Here is a 17,080-nt window from a genome sequence, read left to right on the forward strand (position 1 = left end):
CTACCACCTGCTTTCTATATATTCATAAGCCGCATTTTCTGCTTCAAGAATCTCTTCCACTGTTGGATTCTCTTTTACAGTATGCCCGTTCATAGCTCCCTCTATCATATCTGTAATGGAAAGATATGAAATTTCTCTGTTTAAAAATTTTTCAACGGCGCGCTCATTGGCTGCGTTGAATACAGTAGGAAGGGTTCCGCCTCTTCTTCCGGCCTGGTATGCCAGGGAAAGCCCCGGGAAATTTACCATATCCGGTTTTTCAAAAACAATCTCTTTAAGGCTCCAAAAATCAAGACGTTCACCGGGAAGGAATCTTCTCTCCGGATAATAAAGGGCATACTGAATGGGGAGTTTCATATCTGGCGTACCAAGCTGTGCCATAACTGCCCCATCTTCAAATTCTACCATAGAATGAATAATACTTTTAGGCTGTACCACTACTTCAACCTGATCCATGGAAACATCAAACAGCCATTTTGCCTCCATGACCTCTAGTCCTTTGTTTACCATCGTTGAGGAATCAATGGTAATTTTTCTGCCCATAGACCAATTGGGATGCTTTAAGGCATCCTCTACCTGAACCGCCTTTAATTCTTCTCTGGTTTTTCCACGGAAAGGGCCACCAGAGGCTGTCAGCAAGACCTTATGTATGGTTTTCTTATTTTCACCGTTTAGACATTGAAAAATTGCACTGTGTTCGCTGTCAACCGGAAGAATGTTAACTCCACATTTTTTTGCCAGCGGCATGATGATGTGACCAGCAGTCACTAAAGTTTCCTTATTTGCAAGAGCAATATCTTTTCCAGCCTCCATGGCTGCTATGGTTGGACGTATTCCTATCATTCCTACCACTGCGGTCACTACAATGTCAGCGGAAGGTTCTGTAGCGACTTCAATCAGCCCTTCCATACCGGAAACAACACGAACCGGCAGGTCTCCCACCAAAACAGCCAGTTCTTTTGCTTTTTCCTCATTCCAAACGCACACAAGTTTAGGCATGAACTTTCTGATCTGTTCTTCTAATAGTCTGATATTGTTCCCCGCGGCCAATGCGGTAACTTCCATATCCCCTTGGTTTTCAACCACCTCCAGGGTTTGAGTTCCGATGGAACCTGTAGAACCCAGAATTGCTATTTTCTTCATCTTATGCTGCTAACTCCTTTTCTTTTACAAAATTCCAGTCATCAATCATGCTAACGTAAAAAAGTAATTGCCAAATAAATAGCAGGTGCTGTAAAAAGCATGCTGTCGAAACGATCTAAAATTCCCCCATGACCTGGAATCAGCTTTCCATAATCCTTCACTTGATGGTTTCTCTTGATTGCAGATGCAGCCAGGTCACCGATCTGTGAAATAAGGGCTGCCACAGCACAAGCCAGCATACAGGTGAATATCGGAGTACTAAGCCCTATCATGGATTCGCCAAAGACACCGGCATACAAGGAGCCTAATAGTGCAGCTCCCACCACGCCTCCGATAGCGCCCTCAATGGATTTATGAGGACTGAGGACCGGGGCTAAACGGTGTTTTCCAATCAAACTTCCTACACAGTAAGCACAGGTATCACTCCCCCAAGAGCTTAAAAATACCAGCCACACCAGGTACTTTCCATCTTCCATAGATCTGACCTGATATAAATAAGAAAGCATCACAGCGACATAGAATAAACCTAAAAAAGCTACCGACACCTCTTCCAGCTGAAATTTAGGGAAAGCAAACACATAGATGCTCATAAGAATCATCAAAAATCCTACTGATAATAAAAGCATCTTGTCTTCCATATGAAACCACAGCAATCCATAATAAGCGATTACTGCCAAATATCCCATATACCCCAATAAGTTTCGTTGTATCTTCATCACGCGATACAATTCAAACAAACCGATGAGAGAAATGGAAACGGTCGTTACAAACAGCAAAATCCCTCCGCTGCCCACTGTTAAAAGAGCAATCAGCACAAGTATTATACCGCTTATGAGTCTGATCGTAAACATCGCGTTACCTCCCCCTGAATCACTTTACTCCCCCGAATCTTCGTTCCCTGTTATTGTACGCCGCAATTGCCTTTTTCATTTCTTCCATATTAAAATCAGGCCAATAGCAATCAGTAACATAGAGCTCCGTATAGGCAAGCTGCCATAACAGATAATTAGACAGCCTTAATTCCCCGCTGGTACGAATTAACAAATCAGGATCTGGTACCTCAGCGGTATCCAGATAAGACTGAAACAGCTTCTCATCCATATCTTCCGGCAATATCTTTCCATCTCTCACATCTTTCATAGCTTTTTTAGCTGCGCGGACGATCTCATCACGGCCGCCGTAATTTACTGCTATCACAAAAGTCAGGCCAGTATTGTCTTTTGTCTCCCTCTCCAGCTTGTTAAGACCTTCCACAATATCCTGATCAAATCGTTCCCGATCACCAATCATCTTAACACGAACATTATTGGATTTTGCAACCTTTAACAGTCTCACCATGTAGTATCGAAAAAGCTGCATCAGCGCTCCCACCTCGTCAGAAGAACGCTTCCAGTTCTCAGTGGAAAAACCATATACCGTTAAATATTTAATTCCAAGTCTGGCTGCATCCTCAACTGTTTTCTCTACAGTCACACAGCCTTCTTTATGTCCCAAACTTCTGGGAAGTCCTCTTTTCTTGGCCCACCTGCCATTCCCATCTAATATGATAGCAACATGCTCTGGTATCACCATTCCCTGTATCTTATCTTCCATTTTAAATCGCTCCTTATAAAACACAAAACAGGACAGGCAAAAAGCCTGCCCCCCTGTTCAAAATTTTATACCGTAAGAAGATCTTTAGACTTCTCATCAATCGCTTTATCGATCTGCGCGATCATCTTATCTGTTAACTTCTGGATCTTATCTTCTGCATCAGCCTGCTCGTCCTCAGATATCTCCTCTGCCTTTAACTGCTTCTTAAACGCATCATTGGCATCGCGGCGGATATTGCGGATAGCGATCTTTGCATTCTCGCCCTTCTTTTTCACATCCTTCACCAGCTCTTTTCTGCGTTCCTCTGTAAGCTCTGGGAATACAAGACGAATTACGTTTCCGTCATTTGTTGGATTAATGCCTAAATCAGAAGTAAGAATCGCTTTCTCAATGGCCTTTAACAAGCTCTTTTCCCATGGCTGGATTATAATCATACGTGCTTCTGGAATGGTAACATTACCAACCTGCTGAAGGGGAGTTGGCGTACCGTAGTAATCAACTCTTATTCTGTCCAACACATGAGGATTGGCACGTCCAGCACGAATGGCCATAAAATCATTCTCCAGTGCTTTTAATGTCTTATTCATCTTCTCGTCGTAAACCTGTAAAATTTCCTGCATATCGTCCTCCTGGTTATGCGGTAACAATCGTACCGTTTATTTTTCCCTGCATGGCATTGGCAATGCCATCTTTTTCATTCAAGCTGAATACCGCAAGCGGCATCTTATTTTCCATACACATAATGGAAGCAGTCAGATCAATCACTCCAAGCTGCTTATCTATTACTTCCTGAATTGTAATCTTATCATACTTTACAGCATTGGGATTGATCTTAGGATCGCTGTCATATACACCATCTATGGCCTTAGCCAGAAGAATACAGTCTGCTTCCATCTCAATCGCACGCAGTGCAATTCCAGTATCCGTAGAGAAATAAGGATGACCGGTTCCGCCGGCAAAGAATACTACCTTACCCTCTGCAAAATACTTATTGGCTCTGTCTTTGGAAAAAAGCTCTGTCATGGAACCACATGAAAAAGGTGTCAAGATCTCAGCGCCCATCCCCTCATTCCGGAAAATCTCCGAAACATAAATACAGTTCATGATAGTAGCCAGCATTCCGATCTGGTCCGCCTTCGTTCTGTCAATGGCATTACTGGTTCTTCCTCTCCAGAAGTTCCCTCCGCCGATAACAATGCCCACCTGGACGCCTGCATCAACGGATATCTTAACCTGCCGTGCAACTTCTTTCACCGTAGACTCATCATAGCCGGTCTTCTCTGCTCCGGCAAGAGCCTCACCGCTGAGTTTTAATAATACACGTCTTGGATTCATAACCTTAACTCTCCTGTACTTTTGTATTGTCTTAAAAGATTATAGCATACTTTTAGAAGGTTGGAAAGAGGTATTTCCCCGCAAAAAACCCGGGAAATAAATTCCCGGGCATCTCATATCAATTTTTTCTCTTATTCCATGGTAGCATACTGGAAGAACCAGTAACCAAATGGGGAATACCATGTTCCTTTTAACTTTGTATTCTGTAACCAGAATTCATTTCTATAGTTAAGCGGAGCAATCGCTGCATCTTCAAGAATCATATTTTCTGCTTCATGAAGTTTTGCATAATGCTCTTTTACATCGAGAGTAGCATTGGCTTCATCAAGCAGTTTATCAAGTTCTGGGTTCTTATACTGAGCACTATTATTACCACTTGTTGATTTCAATAAGTTCAGCAGATTGGAAGGATCATCATAATCAAGACTCCATGCATCCCGTGCTGTGAGATAATCTCCTGCACGGCGGGTTGGTGCAAAGGTTCCCCATTCCACGATTTTAATGTCCATGTTAACGCCAAGTTCCTTCCAGCAGTTCTGTAAATACTCTGCCACTGCCTTATTATGACCTGCATCATTGGTCATATATTCAACTACCGGAAATCCCTTTCCATCAGGATATCCAGCTTTTGCAAGAAGCTCCTTAGCCTTTTTTAAATCTTCTTCATGATTTTTAATATTAAAGAAATCTCCGCCGTTATTTTTCCTGGTCACATCCTCAAAATAAGTTCCGCTTTCCGCATCACTGACACCTTGAGGTACAAAGTTTCCTGCAGGAGCGCCGATTCCCTGCATGACTGTATTTGATACATAATCCCGGTCAATGGCCAGACTCAGAGCTTTACGGACATCCGGATTAGTAAAAGGCTCTTTCTGATTATTAAAATCTAAATAAGAAACTCCAACGTTAGGTGCTACATGAAATTCCTCATTGCCCTGAAGAGAAGGAATTTCCTCTGTAGGAACATCCTTAATCATAGCCACTTCTCCAGTCCGGTATGCACTGTAAGCTGCGTTAGCATCTTCCATTAAAACAAATTTCAAAGTATTAATAGTAACTTTATCTGCGTTCCAGTAATTATCGTTCTTAGCAAAAGTGACATGAGAACCTGGAACCCACTCAATCATCTTTAAGGGACCATTAGAAATATAAGTTTCAGGCTTTAAACTCCACTGCTCCCCGTTAGCCTCTACAGACGTCTTCTGTACAGGAACCATGGTTGCATGAGTTACAATCTTTATAAAATACACGCAGGGAACAGATAACTCTACTACAAAGGTTTTATCATCCGGCGCGGAAACGCCAAGAGCGTCGATATTTCCAGCTGCGGCCTCCTGATACCCCTTTACATATCCTAACATATCTTCTCCATATGGAGCTGCAACATTAGGATCTGAAAGCCGTTTCCATGAGAAAACGAAGTCGTTTGCAGTTAAGGGAGTACCATCACTCCACTTTAAACCATCACGCAAATGAAAGGTATAAGTAAGCCCGTCATCTGACACCTCATAAGATTCTGCTTGTCCCGGTACAATCTTATTATCCTTGTCTACAATCAACAGTGTTTCAAAGGCATGCATAATCATGTTGGCACTGTCAGCTGCACTGTTTAAGGCAGGATCAATGGTTTCAGGGTCTGGTCCAACCTGTACTGCGAGATCAAGACCTGCAGTTCCGCCCTTCGGAGCAGTTGTTTCCCCGTTTGCTGCTGAAGTTGCGCCCTTTGATGGTTCAGCCGCTTTATTCCCACCGCAAGCAGAAAGAATAAGGCTGGATACCATTACCGCAACTAAAAAAAGTGACTTCTTTTTCATAGCTCATCCTCCTATAAATATCATAATATTGGCATCCCATGATATTGCTAAATGTTTTACCAATTTTTTACAGGATATCATATAAGAACAATTAAATCAATAAAATATAGATTTAATTGTTCAATTATTACTAAAGTATCATTTAATCCTGAGATTTGAGACACAAAAAAACAGCCAGGAAATACTTCCTGACTGTTCTTTGTAAGACTTTTATTCTTAGTCCATAGTAGCATACTGGAAGAACCAGTAGCCGTATGGAGAATGCCATGTTCCTTTTAATTTCGGATTCTGTAACCAGAAATCAGTGTAATAAGCAACTGGAGCAATTGCCGCATCTTTCAGAATCATATTCTCAGCTTCGTGAAGCTTTGAGTAATGTTCTTTTTCATCTGCAGTTGTGTTTGCTTCGTCTAACAGCTTATCAAGTTCTGGATTGCTGTACTTCGCATTGTTGTTACCGCTTGAAGCCATCATTAAGTTCAGCATGTTGGAAGGATCATCATAATCGTAAACCCAACCATCACGAGCTACCTGATAATCACCAGCACGACGGGTTGGTGTAAAGGTTGCCCACTCAACAACTTTGATATCTACATTAATGTTAAGTACTTCTTTCCAGCAGCTCTGTAAATACTCAGCAACTGGTTTGTGGTAACCGGAATCATTAATCATATATTCAATTGTCGGGAAGCCCTGACCATCTGGATAACCAGCTTTTGCAAGAAGTTCTTTTGCTTTTGCTACATCTGCATCATGATTCTTTAAATCAAAGAAATCTTTGCCGTTAAGCTTTCTTGTTTCATCTTCAAAGAAGCTTCCTGGCTCTACATCAGAAATACCAGGTCCAACAAAGTTAGTAGCAGGCATATAAGTTCCCTGCATTACTGTGTTAGCAACGTAATCTCTATCGATTGCAAGGCTTAATGCCATACGAACATCAGGATTGTTAAATGGCTCTTTCTGGTTCTGGAAATCAAGGTAGTAGGTACCCATGATAGGTTCTACATGGAAATCTTCTTTTCCTTTCAGACCTGGAACTTCTTCTGTAGGAACAGTCTTGATCATGGAAACTTCACCTGTCTGGTAAGCACTGTAAGCAGCATTTCCGTCTTCCATAAGAATGAACTTAAGAGTATTTAAGGTTACCTTATCTGCATCCCAGTAATTTTCATTCTTAGCGAATGTAATGTGAGATCCTGGAACCCACTCGATCATCTTTAAAGGACCATTAGATACATAAGTTTCTGGCTTTAAAGTCCACTGATCACCATTAGCTTCTACAGTAGCCTTTTCAACAGGAACCATGGAGCCATGTGTTACAAGTTTAGAGAAATAAACACAAGGAGCAGATAATTCTACTACAAATGTATTTTCATCCGGTGCGGAAAGACCAAGAGCATCAAGATTTCCAGCTGCTGCTTCATCGTATCCCTTTACATATCCAAGCATATCTCCTGCATATGGTGCTGCTGTCTTAGGATCAGCCAGTCTCTTCCATGAGTAAACAAAATCATTTGCTGTTAAAGGTGTGCCATCGCTCCACTTTAACCCTTTGCGAAGGTGGAAGGTATAAGTTAATCCGTCTTCAGATACATCAAAAGACTCTGCCTGACCTGGTACGATCTTGTTCTCAGAATCTACAGACAGCAATGTCTCGAATGCATGAAGAATCATGTTTCCACCATCAACCGCACTATTTAAAGCAGGATCGATTGTCTCCGGATCTGGTCCAATCTGAACTGCAAGATCAAGCCCTTTGGAATTCCCTTCTGCTGGTGCGGTCGTTTCTCCGTTTGCTGCGCTGGTAGCTGCACCAGTTGTTGGCTGAGTAGATTTACTTCCGCCGCAAGCGGTAAGAATCATGCCTGTTGCCATAACGGCAGCCAATACAAGTGACATTTTTTTCATAGTTTTTCCTCCTATAAAAGTATTCATTATCAGCGCAGTAACACTTTACTCGGCTACTGCGCTGATTTATGTTCTAGCATATCATAACTATGGGAAAATAGCAATGAATTTTTAGTTCACTTTATCTAAATGATGACAAGCCGCATAATGACCGGATGTAACCTCTTTCCACTCTGGTTCCTGAGCAGCACAGAGTTCATCTGCATAAGGGCAGCGTGTTCTGAATCGACATCCAGATGGCGGATTTACAGGGCTTGGCACATCTCCTTCCAATACAATTCGATTGGATTTTCTGCTGAGCTCAGGGTCGGCAATGGGAATCGCAGAAATTAAGCTCTTTGTATACGGATGAAGGCTGTGGAATGTAAGCTCATAGCTGTCCGCAAGCTCTACCATCTTTCCAAGATACATAACACCGATCCGGTTAGAGATATGCTTAACGATAGAAAGATCATGGGCAATGAATAAATAAGTAAGTCCACGCTCCTCCTGAAGCTGTTCAAACATGTTAACAACCTGAGCCTGAATGGAAACATCCAAAGCTGATACAGGCTCATCACAGACGATAAACTGAGGATCTACTGCCAGGGCTCTTGCAATACCAACACGCTGACGCTGTCCGCCGGAAAACTCGTGGGGATAACGATTCGCATGCTCTGAGTTAAGGCCTACGGTAGATAGAACAGAGATAATCTGCTCCTGACGGTCTTTTTTATTGGCAGCCAGACGATGAATATCAATGGCTTCACCAATAATATCACCTACTGTCATACGGGGATCCAGACTGGCATAAGGATCCTGGAAAACGATCTGCATCTTCCGGCGGTAAGGAAGCATATTTACTTTTGTTATGTCCTTTCCGTCAAAAAGGATCTTTCCGGATGTCGGCTCATGAAGACGAAGCAGAGTACGGCCAGTAGTGGTCTTACCACAACCAGACTCACCTACAAGTCCAAGTGTTTCTCCCTTTTTAATTCCAAAGGATACGTTATCAACAGCTTTTACAACTTTTTTCTCAAACATTTTGCCACCGGCAACCGGGAAATACTGCTGTAAATTCTGAACTTCTACAAGATACTTATTGTCCATCATGCATCTCCCTTCTGAGCCTGTTGTTTTTCAAACTCCTGTTTCTGCAGAAGCCAGCAGGCACTGTAATGTATATCTGAAACATCCGTATATGGCGGCATCTCACGCAGACAGATCTTCATACAAGCTCTGCATCTTGGCGCGAAAGGACAGCCAGCAGGAGGATTTAACATATCCACAGGGCTTCCTTCAATTGGCACAAGCTTGTTGTGCTCTTTTTCTGTCAGCTTAGGAATGCTTCGAATCAGACCTTTTGTATATTCGTGGCTTGGATTATAGAAAATATCGTTGGCATCGCCATACTCTATTACTTTTCCAGCATACATAACCGCAATACGGTCGCACATATTAGCAACCACACCAAGGTCATGAGTAATCATAATGATAGCCATACCAAGCTTTTCTTTTAATTCCATCATCAATTCCAGAATCTGAGCCTGAATGGTTACGTCAAGAGCAGTTGTCGGCTCATCAGCAATCAAAAGCTTTGGTTCACAAGCCAAGGCAATGGCAATCATAACACGCTGACGCATACCACCGGATAATTCGTGAGGATACTGCTTTAAACGTTTTTCCGGTTCATTGATGCCAACCAGAGTCAATAATTCTTTTGCACGCTCATTGGCCTGAGTTTTATTCTTATCTGTATGAAGCATGATTACTTCACAGATCTGATTTCCTATAGTGTATACAGGATTTAAGCTGGTCATCGGATCCTGGAAAATGATAGAGATCTCATTACCTCTGATTTTTCTCATTTCCTTCTCTGTCATCTGATCAATCTGATGACCGTTAAACTGAAGAGATCCTCCAATCAGACGTCCTGGATAAGCAGTAAGTCCCATTAAGCTATATGCGGTTACAGATTTACCAGAACCTGACTCACCTACGATGCCAAGAACTTCTCCTTCACGTAAATGAAGGGACACATTATTTAAAGCCTTAACTTCCCCTGCCGGAGTAAAGAAAGAAAGACGTTCATTTTCAATATTAACTAAATACTCACTCATCAGTTCTCTCCTCCTTTAATCTTTCAGTTTCGGGTCAAATGCATCACGAAGGCCATCACCTAAGAGATTGAAACTTAAAATAATGACTGAAATCATGATTGCTGGCGCAAATAAGCGGTGAGGATAGCTCTGAAGACCGTTTAAAGCGGCACTTGCAAGACTTCCCAGAGATGGCATAGGTGCAGCAACGCCAAGACCAAGGAAACTTAAAAAGCTTTCCGTAAAAATAGAAGACGGAATCTGCAGAGTTGTTGTAACGATCAAAGTACCGATACAGTTGGTAAGAAGGTGCTTTTTAATGATATGACCGCTGGAAGCTCCGAGAGCTCTTGCTGCCGTTACATACTCCTGCTCCTTTAAAATAAGAATCTGGCTTCTTACAATACGTGCCATACCTACCCAGTAAAGAAGTGCGAAAACCACAAAGATACTGATTAAGTTTACACCAATGACCTGAATCCACTGAAATCCCGGTTTTTGTGCCAAAGCCTTTAAGGGTTGGTCAAAGGCAACCGATAGAAGTACAATGATTAATATATCTGGTACTGTATAAATCATATCAACAATACGCATCATAATCATATCCACCCAGCCTCCAAAGAAACCGGCGATGGAGCCGTAAAGAGATCCAATCAAAAGGATAATACAGGAAGCAACCAAACCTACAATCAGAGAAACACGGCTCCCCATCATAACGCGGACCGCATAATCTCTACCAAGATTATCGGTTCCCAAAATGTGAGGGAATACACTTTCTCCTGCATCGATTGCCTGTAATTCTTTCTGGGAATACTGCATAGGGGCAAGATTCTCACTTCCCCTTATCTGCTGCTCATAGCTGTATGGATAAAACTGTGGTACAGCAAATGACAGGATAAATACTAATAGAATAACAAAAACACTGACCATAGCGATTTTATTCTTTTTTAAACGTCTGATTCCATCCTTCCAGAATCCGACACTTTTCCGCATGACTGTTAAGCTTTCTTTTTCCGCATCGCTTGCAGGGAGAAAGTCTTCCACATTAAGCTGTAATGACATTTTATTCTTTGGCATCCTCTTTCTCCTTTCTCTTATTTCAGATTGATACGTGGGTCAATGAATTTATAAGCAACGTCGACTAGCACGTTCATGATAACCATCAAAGTAGCAAGGAAAATAGTGGTACCCATAATAAGAGGATAATCACGACCAGTAATCGAACCAATAAACTCAGATCCTAAGCCAGGGATGGTAAATATTTTCTCAACAATGAAACTTCCTGTTACGGTATAGGCCAAAAGTGGTCCTAAATATGTAACAACCGGAAGAATCGCATTACGAAGTGCATGCTTAAAGATGCTGACCAGCTGGGAAAGACCTTTTGCACGGGCAGTTCTCATATAATCCTGTCCCATAACATCAAGCATGGAGGAACGCATGAGGCGCGCAATATAGGATGACGGATAAAAGGACAGAGCCATTACCGGCATGATATAGTTTTTCCACGAGGTCAATCCAAACGTGGGCAAGAGCCCCAGTTTTAAACTTAATACATACATGAGAACGGTACAAACCACGAAGCTAGGAACGGCAATGCCGCAGGTACTGAATATAATGATTACATTATCGACAGGAGTTCCACGCTTAAAAGCTGCAATACTTCCAAGAGGAACACCAATAAGAACAGCGGTCAGAATAGCCATACCGCCAATTTTAGCAGATACCGGGAACTTTGTTGCGATGATCATATTAACAGTACGTCCACGCTGCTTTACGCTTAATCCCAAATCTCCATGCAGAAGATCTGACATATAAGTGATATACTGTTCACTTAACGGTTTATCAAGGCCATATTTTTCATTTAATGCGGCCTGAGCCTGTGGGCTGATTGCTTTCTCAGACATGAAGGGACCGCCTGGGACCATATTCATGACAAAGAATGTAACCGTTGCAACTGCAAAGATTGTTACAATCGCCATAGCGATTCGCTTAATAATATACTTAGCCACTTTCGTCAACTCCTTTGGTATTGTGATGTCCGTACAATATGGAAACATTTGTTAATGGTAAACGGACACTGTTTTAATAGAAAAATCCCATGGATACCCATGGGATTCCCCCCTGAATCCTGTTAAGGTTACTGCATCTGTCTCGCAACTTCTTCAGCGAAATTGTCTTCTTTCTTTTCAAGACCCTCACCAGTTTCAAAACGTACGAACTTCTTCACATCTACCTTGCCGCCAACTTCTTTAGAAACCTGCTCTAAATATTTAGCAACAGTTAAATCTCCATCTTTTACATAAGCCTGATCAACCAGACAGAACTCTTTTAATTCTTTATTCAGACGTCCAACAATCATCTTATCAATAATGCTGTCTGGCTTGTCTGGATTTTCATTCTTAGCCTGAACTTTTAAAATTTCAGTTTCATGATCGATGAATTCCTGTGAAATCTCATCTCTTCTAACATACTTTGGAGTTAATGCTGCAATCTGCATTGCAATATTCTTTAAAGCTTCTTTTACGGTATCGTTAACAACTTCTGCACTTGCCTCGATTAAAACGCCGATTCTTCCGCCGCCATGGATATAATCAACAACAACGCCATCCGTTGTGATTTTCTCAAATCTTCTGATGTTCATGTTCTCGCCGATAACTGCGATCTGGCTGGATAACATCTGCTCTACTGTTAAAGAAGTATCTTTTGCCCATGTTTCAGCAAGGAATGCTTCCATATCTTTGGATTCAGAAGCCAGTGCCTGTGCTGCAACATCAGCAACATATGTCTGGAACTGAGCATTCTTAGCAACGAAGTCTGTCTCGCTGTTTACTTCAACGATTGCTGCAGATTTTCCATCTTCACTTACAATCGTAGCAACGATACCTTCTGCTGCAATTCTGCCAGCTTTCTTAGAAGCTGCTGCAAGTCCTTTTTCTCTTAAGAACTCAACTGCCTTGTCCATGTTGCCATCAGTTTCTGCAAGAGCCTTCTTGCAATCCATCATACCTGCACCGGTCATCTCTCTTAATTCTTTTACCATTCCAGCTGTAATTGCTGCCATTTATTCGCCCTCCATATATATATCAATATATCATTTCATGATTAATAGTCCACATTAAATTACTGGGTTTTTTTCCAGTAAAAAATGCTCCGACCCGCTTCTCAAAGCAGGTCGAAGCATTCAATCGCCTGAATTATTAAGCTTCCACAGTCTCTTCCATATCCTGAGCCGCTTCTGCTTCCTCAGCTACTGCCTCGCCCTGGTTTGCTTCGATTACTGCGTCAGCCATCTTAGACACAATTAACTTAACAGCTCTGATCGCATCATCGTTACCTGGGATCACGAAATCGAGTTCCTCAGGATCACAGTTTGTATCAGCGATACCGATTAATGGAATACCCAGTGTATGAGCTTCCTGTACGCAGATTCTTTCCTTCTTAGGATCAACGACAAAAATCGCATCCGGAATCTTCTTCATGTCTTTGATTCCGCCTAAGTTCTTCTCTAATTTCTCCCACTCTTTCTTAAGAGCGATAACTTCTTTCTTAGGAAGTACTTCAAATGTACCGTCCTGAGACATAGTCTCAATTTCTTTTAATCTGGCAACTCTGGACTGAATTGTCTTGAAGTTTGTCAGCATACCGCCAAGCCATCTCTCGTTAACAAAGTACATTCCGCAACGCTCTGCCTCAGATTTGATTGCATCCTGAGCCTGCTTCTTTGTACCAACGAAAAGAATCTTACCGCCTTCGTTAGCAATATCAGAGATTGCTTTGTAAGCTTCGTCTACTTTAACTACAGATTTCTGTAAGTCGATAATGTAGATACCATTTCTCTCTGTGTAAATGTAAGGAGCCATCTTAGGGTTCCATCTTCTGGTCTGATGACCAAAGTGTACGCCAGCTTCTAAAAGCTGCTTCATTGAAATAACGCTCATGTTATTACCTCCATTGGTTTTACTTCCGTCCGTTTCTCATGCTCCCTGGGAGACCCTTATCAGGCACCTTCCACAGAAATCCGCAGACGTGTTTTTTATTAAGCTTAGCCAGTATAGCATAATTTTCTACACGATGCAAGTAGTTTTTTGTACTTAACGCCTGAAAAAGAGAGCTGTGCTGGCTAATTCAGAAAAAAAGAGCAGATTTTTGTCCGCTCCTTTTTTCTAAATATTTTTATAAATCTTTTAATTCTCTGCGCTCTGTCATACTCTTAACGGTTCCTGCTTTAATCGCTCTTAGCTCTTCAAAAACCACGTCATTTAAAACTTTGATGTAAGTTCCCTTCATACCAGATGATCTGGATTCAATAACGCCGGCACTTTCAAACTTGCGAAGGGCATTAACGATAACGGAACGGGTAATTCCTACACGGTCAGCAATTTTACTTGCAACAAGTATTCCTTCGTTCCCATCCAATTCCTCAAAAATATGGGTAATTGCTTCCAGTTCAGAAAAGGATAATGTACTGATAGCAGATTTTACAATCTGTACTTTTCTGGTCTCTTCTGCATTTTCTTCATTGACGGACCGCATCATCTCAAGGCCTACCACCGTAGTGCCGTACTCACTTAAAATGATATCATCAATGTCATACTGAGAATCCTTTTTGTAAATGAAAAGAGTTCCAAGTCTTTCACCTGCAATATCAATCGGTGTTATAATCGCCTGATATTTTCTAATATTATCGCCAGTAAATCCCAGCGTCTCCAAATTAACATTTTCTTTTGTTGACAGAATGCTGAGAAGGCGCTCATTCAGCATAATATCTACATAACCGCCGACCTGATCTGCAATCAGTTCCTGAATCTCATCGATGTCCGGTGACAGGCCTACGCCAAGCACCTTTCCCTTCTTGCTGATTACAAGAATATTCGAATTCAGGATCTCGGTCAGCACTTCACAGATATCGTTAAATACTACCTTATGCGAATTGTTGTTATGCAATAATTTGTTAATTTTTCTAGTTTTGTCCAACAACTGTACGCTCATAGCCGAAAACCTCCTTATGAATTTGTGTGAAAATCCAAAATATATCTCTAATGTATAAATATTAACATTATTATGCTCAAATAACAATAGTTTTTTGAAGATTTTCGATTTTCTTAATAATTTTCCATTTTTGCTATTTATCCGTGCTAAATCCACACTGCTCATTGGAACAAAGCAATTTATTTCCTTTTTCAACCATGTAAGCTCCACACTTTGGACATTTCTGCGTGGAAGGTTTTTGCCATGACATGAAATCACAATCGGGATTGGCTTCACAGCCATAGAAGACTCTGCCTTTTTTCGTCTTCTTGATTACGACTTCCTTACCGCATTTAGGGCATGGAACTCCAACCTTCTCCAGATATGGCTTAGTGTTCTTACACTCCGGAAATCCAGGACAGGCAAGGAACTTACCATGAGGACCGTATTTGATGACCATATTACGGCCGCACAGCTCACAAATTTCCTCTGTCACTTCATCTGCAATGGTCACAGATTCCAGCTCCACAAGAGCTTTGTCTACCGCTTCCTTTAAATCCGGATAAAAATTCTTTACAACCGTCTTCCACTGGACCGAACCATCTCCCACTTTATCAAGGAGATATTCCAGATTCGCGGTGAATGTAATATCTACAATACTGGGGAAACTTTGCTTCATCATACTATTAACAACTTCCCCTAACTCTGTTACATAAAGATTCTTATTCTCCTTAGCCACATACCGTCTCGCAATGATTGTGGTGATGGTAGGTGCATAGGTACTTGGACGGCCTATTCCCTGTTCTTCCATTGCCTTTACTAAAGAAGCCTCAGTAAAATGCGCAGGCGGCTGGGTAAAATGCTGTCCATGCTCAAGATTTTCAAGCTTTAAAATACTTCCCTTTTCCAGATTCCCTAATAAGACATTGGCATCCTCTTTATCATCTTCCTGTACATACACAGACATGAATCCATCAAAAGAAAGCTTGGATGCAGAAAGTGTAAACAAATACTCTCCGGCTCCTACTTTCACAGAAGTTGTCTGGTAAACAGCCGGCTGCATACGGCTGGCCGCAAAGCGCTTCCAGATCAGCTGGTAAAGCCGGAACAAGTCTCTCTGCAACGATTCCTTTACCATAACTGGTGTAAGTGCAATGTCAGTTGGACGGATTGCCTCGTGAGCATCCTGGATCTTTGCGTTTGTTTTCTTGCTCTGCTCTCCCTGTGCCACATACTGGCTGCCATACTGCTTTTCAATGTACTCTCTTGCTGCTGTATCCGCTTCTTCTGCGATTCTGGTAGAATCTGTTCGAAGATAAGTAATAAGACCTACGGTTCCATGACCAGCTATCTCAACACCTTCATAAAGCTGCTGTGCAAGACGCATGGTTTTTTGAGTAGAAAAATTAAGTACCTTGGAAGCTTCCTGCTGAAGCGTACTGGTTGTAAAGGGAATGGGAGCTTTTTTAACTCTTTCTCCATTCTTTACCTCTTCCACTTCATAGGTCTGATTCTCAAGTCCCTTAAGAATCACATCCAATTCCTTTTTATTACGAATGGGAAGCTTTCCGCTCTTATCGCCGTAAAATTTCGCAGTCAGCATCTTCTTGCTTCCGTCCTGCTTTAACTGGGCATCCAGATTCCAATACTCTTCGGGAATAAATGCATTGATTTCTTCCTCCCGGTCACAGATGAGCCGCAGTGCCACGGACTGTACACGACCGGCACTTAAGCCTCTCTTAACCTTTGCCCATAATAAGGGGCTTATCATATATCCAACCATACGGTCAAGGACTCTTCTGGCCTGCTGGGCATCCACCAGATTCATATCAATGGCTCTTGGGGTCTTTAAGGAGGCTTTTACTGCATTCTTTGTAATCTCATTAAAGCTGATTCGAAATACCTGCTTTTCCTTCAGCTCATCAAGCTTTAAGGCCTTTAATAAATGCCAGGAAATCGCTTCTCCCTCACGGTCAGGGTCAGTCGCCAGATAAATCTTATCTGCCTTCTTTACTTCCTTCCTGAGCTTTGCCAGAATATCCCCTTTTCCTCTGATTGTTATATATTTTGGATCAAAATCATTCTCAACGTCAATTCCCATCTGACTTTTCGGGAGATCTCTTACATGACCGTTGGATGCATCCACTTCATAGTTCGTCCCCAAGAACTTTTTTATTGTTTTTACTTTCGCCGGTGACTCCACAATTACTAAACAGTTCGCCATACCAAACTCCTCGC

Annotated in this window: 15 protein-coding genes; all 15 read right to left on the minus strand. The window is 41.9% G+C overall.

The annotated features are described in order from the left end of the window. Positions 1-1,143, minus strand: a complete 1,143-nt coding sequence (locus OW255_RS11825; protein WP_268114202.1) for a 1-deoxy-D-xylulose-5-phosphate reductoisomerase — start codon at positions 1,141-1,143, stop codon at positions 1-3. Between the two features lie 50 nt (positions 1,144-1,193). Further along, entirely contained in the window at positions 1,194-1,994 is an 801-nt protein-coding gene (locus OW255_RS11830; RefSeq protein WP_268114203.1) for a phosphatidate cytidylyltransferase, read from the minus strand. Between the two features lie 19 nt (positions 1,995-2,013). Then, positions 2,014-2,736, minus strand: a complete 723-nt coding sequence (locus tag OW255_RS11835; RefSeq protein ID WP_268114204.1) for an isoprenyl transferase — start codon at positions 2,734-2,736, stop codon at positions 2,014-2,016. A gap of 65 nt (positions 2,737-2,801) precedes the next feature. Then, positions 2,802-3,356 (minus strand): ribosome recycling factor, encoded by a 555-nt coding sequence (gene frr, locus OW255_RS11840; RefSeq protein ID WP_268114205.1) that lies wholly within the window; start codon positions 3,354-3,356, stop codon positions 2,802-2,804. Positions 3,357-3,369: 13 nt separating this feature from the next. After that, positions 3,370-4,071: a UMP kinase gene (pyrH, locus tag OW255_RS11845; RefSeq protein WP_268114206.1), complete on the minus strand. Its 702-nt coding sequence runs from the start codon at positions 4,069-4,071 to the stop codon at positions 3,370-3,372. A gap of 131 nt (positions 4,072-4,202) precedes the next feature. Continuing rightward, positions 4,203-5,885: a peptide ABC transporter substrate-binding protein gene (locus tag OW255_RS11850; RefSeq protein ID WP_268114207.1), complete on the minus strand. Its 1,683-nt coding sequence runs from the start codon at positions 5,883-5,885 to the stop codon at positions 4,203-4,205. Positions 5,886-6,101: 216 nt separating this feature from the next. Next, positions 6,102-7,793 carry a peptide ABC transporter substrate-binding protein gene (locus tag OW255_RS11855; protein WP_268114208.1) on the minus strand — a complete coding sequence of 564 codons (1,692 nt, stop codon included), beginning with the start codon at positions 7,791-7,793 and terminating at the stop codon, positions 6,102-6,104. A 111-nt stretch (positions 7,794-7,904) separates the two neighbouring features. Further along, positions 7,905-8,882, minus strand: coding sequence for an ABC transporter ATP-binding protein (locus tag OW255_RS11860; RefSeq protein WP_268116603.1), 978 nt, complete (start codon positions 8,880-8,882; stop codon positions 7,905-7,907). After that, entirely contained in the window at positions 8,882-9,892 is a 1,011-nt protein-coding gene (locus OW255_RS11865) for an ABC transporter ATP-binding protein (RefSeq protein WP_268114209.1), read from the minus strand. The genes OW255_RS11860 and OW255_RS11865 overlap by 1 nt, the downstream gene beginning before the upstream one ends. Positions 9,893-9,907: 15 nt before the next feature. Beyond that, positions 9,908-10,948, minus strand: a complete 1,041-nt coding sequence (locus tag OW255_RS11870) for an ABC transporter permease (protein ID WP_024835718.1) — start codon at positions 10,946-10,948, stop codon at positions 9,908-9,910. 17 nt (positions 10,949-10,965) lie between these two features. After that, on the minus strand, positions 10,966-11,883 hold the full coding sequence (locus OW255_RS11875; protein ID WP_024835717.1) for an ABC transporter permease: 918 nt from the start codon (positions 11,881-11,883) through the stop codon (positions 10,966-10,968). Between the two features lie 128 nt (positions 11,884-12,011). After that, the gene (gene tsf / locus OW255_RS11880) at positions 12,012-12,935 is read right to left on the minus strand and encodes a translation elongation factor Ts (protein ID WP_024835716.1); all 924 of its coding nucleotides are present in this window, start codon (positions 12,933-12,935) and stop codon (positions 12,012-12,014) included. A 136-nt stretch (positions 12,936-13,071) separates the two neighbouring features. Continuing rightward, entirely contained in the window at positions 13,072-13,812 is a 741-nt protein-coding gene (rpsB, locus tag OW255_RS11885; protein WP_024835715.1) for a 30S ribosomal protein S2, read from the minus strand. Between the two features lie 235 nt (positions 13,813-14,047). After that, positions 14,048-14,863, minus strand: a complete 816-nt coding sequence (gene codY / locus OW255_RS11890; protein ID WP_024835714.1) for a GTP-sensing pleiotropic transcriptional regulator CodY — start codon at positions 14,861-14,863, stop codon at positions 14,048-14,050. A gap of 133 nt (positions 14,864-14,996) precedes the next feature. Further along, entirely contained in the window at positions 14,997-17,066 is a 2,070-nt protein-coding gene (gene topA / locus OW255_RS11895; RefSeq protein WP_024835713.1) for a type I DNA topoisomerase, read from the minus strand. Between the last annotated feature and the right edge of the window lie 14 nt (positions 17,067-17,080).

The organism is Lacrimispora xylanolytica (assembly GCF_026723765.1).
Lineage (GTDB): Bacteria > Bacillota > Clostridia > Lachnospirales > Lachnospiraceae > Lacrimispora > Lacrimispora xylanolytica.

Coding starts and splice junctions, on each gene's coding strand:
- topA (WP_024835713.1), bottom strand. CDS start 17,066: ATGGCGAACTGTTTAGTAATTGTGGAGTCACCGGCGAAAGTAAAAACA.
- codY (WP_024835714.1), bottom strand. CDS start 14,863: ATGAGCGTACAGTTGTTGGACAAAACTAGAAAAATTAACAAATTATTG.
- OW255_RS11835 (WP_268114204.1), bottom strand. CDS start 2,736: ATGGAAGATAAGATACAGGGAATGGTGATACCAGAGCATGTTGCTATC.
- tsf (WP_024835716.1), bottom strand. CDS start 12,935: ATGGCAGCAATTACAGCTGGAATGGTAAAAGAATTAAGAGAGATGACC.
- OW255_RS11865 (WP_268114209.1), bottom strand. CDS start 9,892: ATGAGTGAGTATTTAGTTAATATTGAAAATGAACGTCTTTCTTTCTTT.
- pyrH (WP_268114206.1), bottom strand. CDS start 4,071: ATGAATCCAAGACGTGTATTATTAAAACTCAGCGGTGAGGCTCTTGCC.
- OW255_RS11855 (WP_268114208.1), bottom strand. CDS start 7,793: ATGAAAAAAATGTCACTTGTATTGGCTGCCGTTATGGCAACAGGCATG.
- frr (WP_268114205.1), bottom strand. CDS start 3,356: ATGCAGGAAATTTTACAGGTTTACGACGAGAAGATGAATAAGACATTA.
- OW255_RS11825 (WP_268114202.1), bottom strand. CDS start 1,143: ATGAAGAAAATAGCAATTCTGGGTTCTACAGGTTCCATCGGAACTCAA.
- OW255_RS11870 (WP_024835718.1), bottom strand. CDS start 10,948: ATGCCAAAGAATAAAATGTCATTACAGCTTAATGTGGAAGACTTTCTC.
- OW255_RS11850 (WP_268114207.1), bottom strand. CDS start 5,885: ATGAAAAAGAAGTCACTTTTTTTAGTTGCGGTAATGGTATCCAGCCTT.
- OW255_RS11830 (WP_268114203.1), bottom strand. CDS start 1,994: ATGTTTACGATCAGACTCATAAGCGGTATAATACTTGTGCTGATTGCT.
- rpsB (WP_024835715.1), bottom strand. CDS start 13,812: ATGAGCGTTATTTCAATGAAGCAGCTTTTAGAAGCTGGCGTACACTTT.
- OW255_RS11860 (WP_268116603.1), bottom strand. CDS start 8,882: ATGGACAATAAGTATCTTGTAGAAGTTCAGAATTTACAGCAGTATTTC.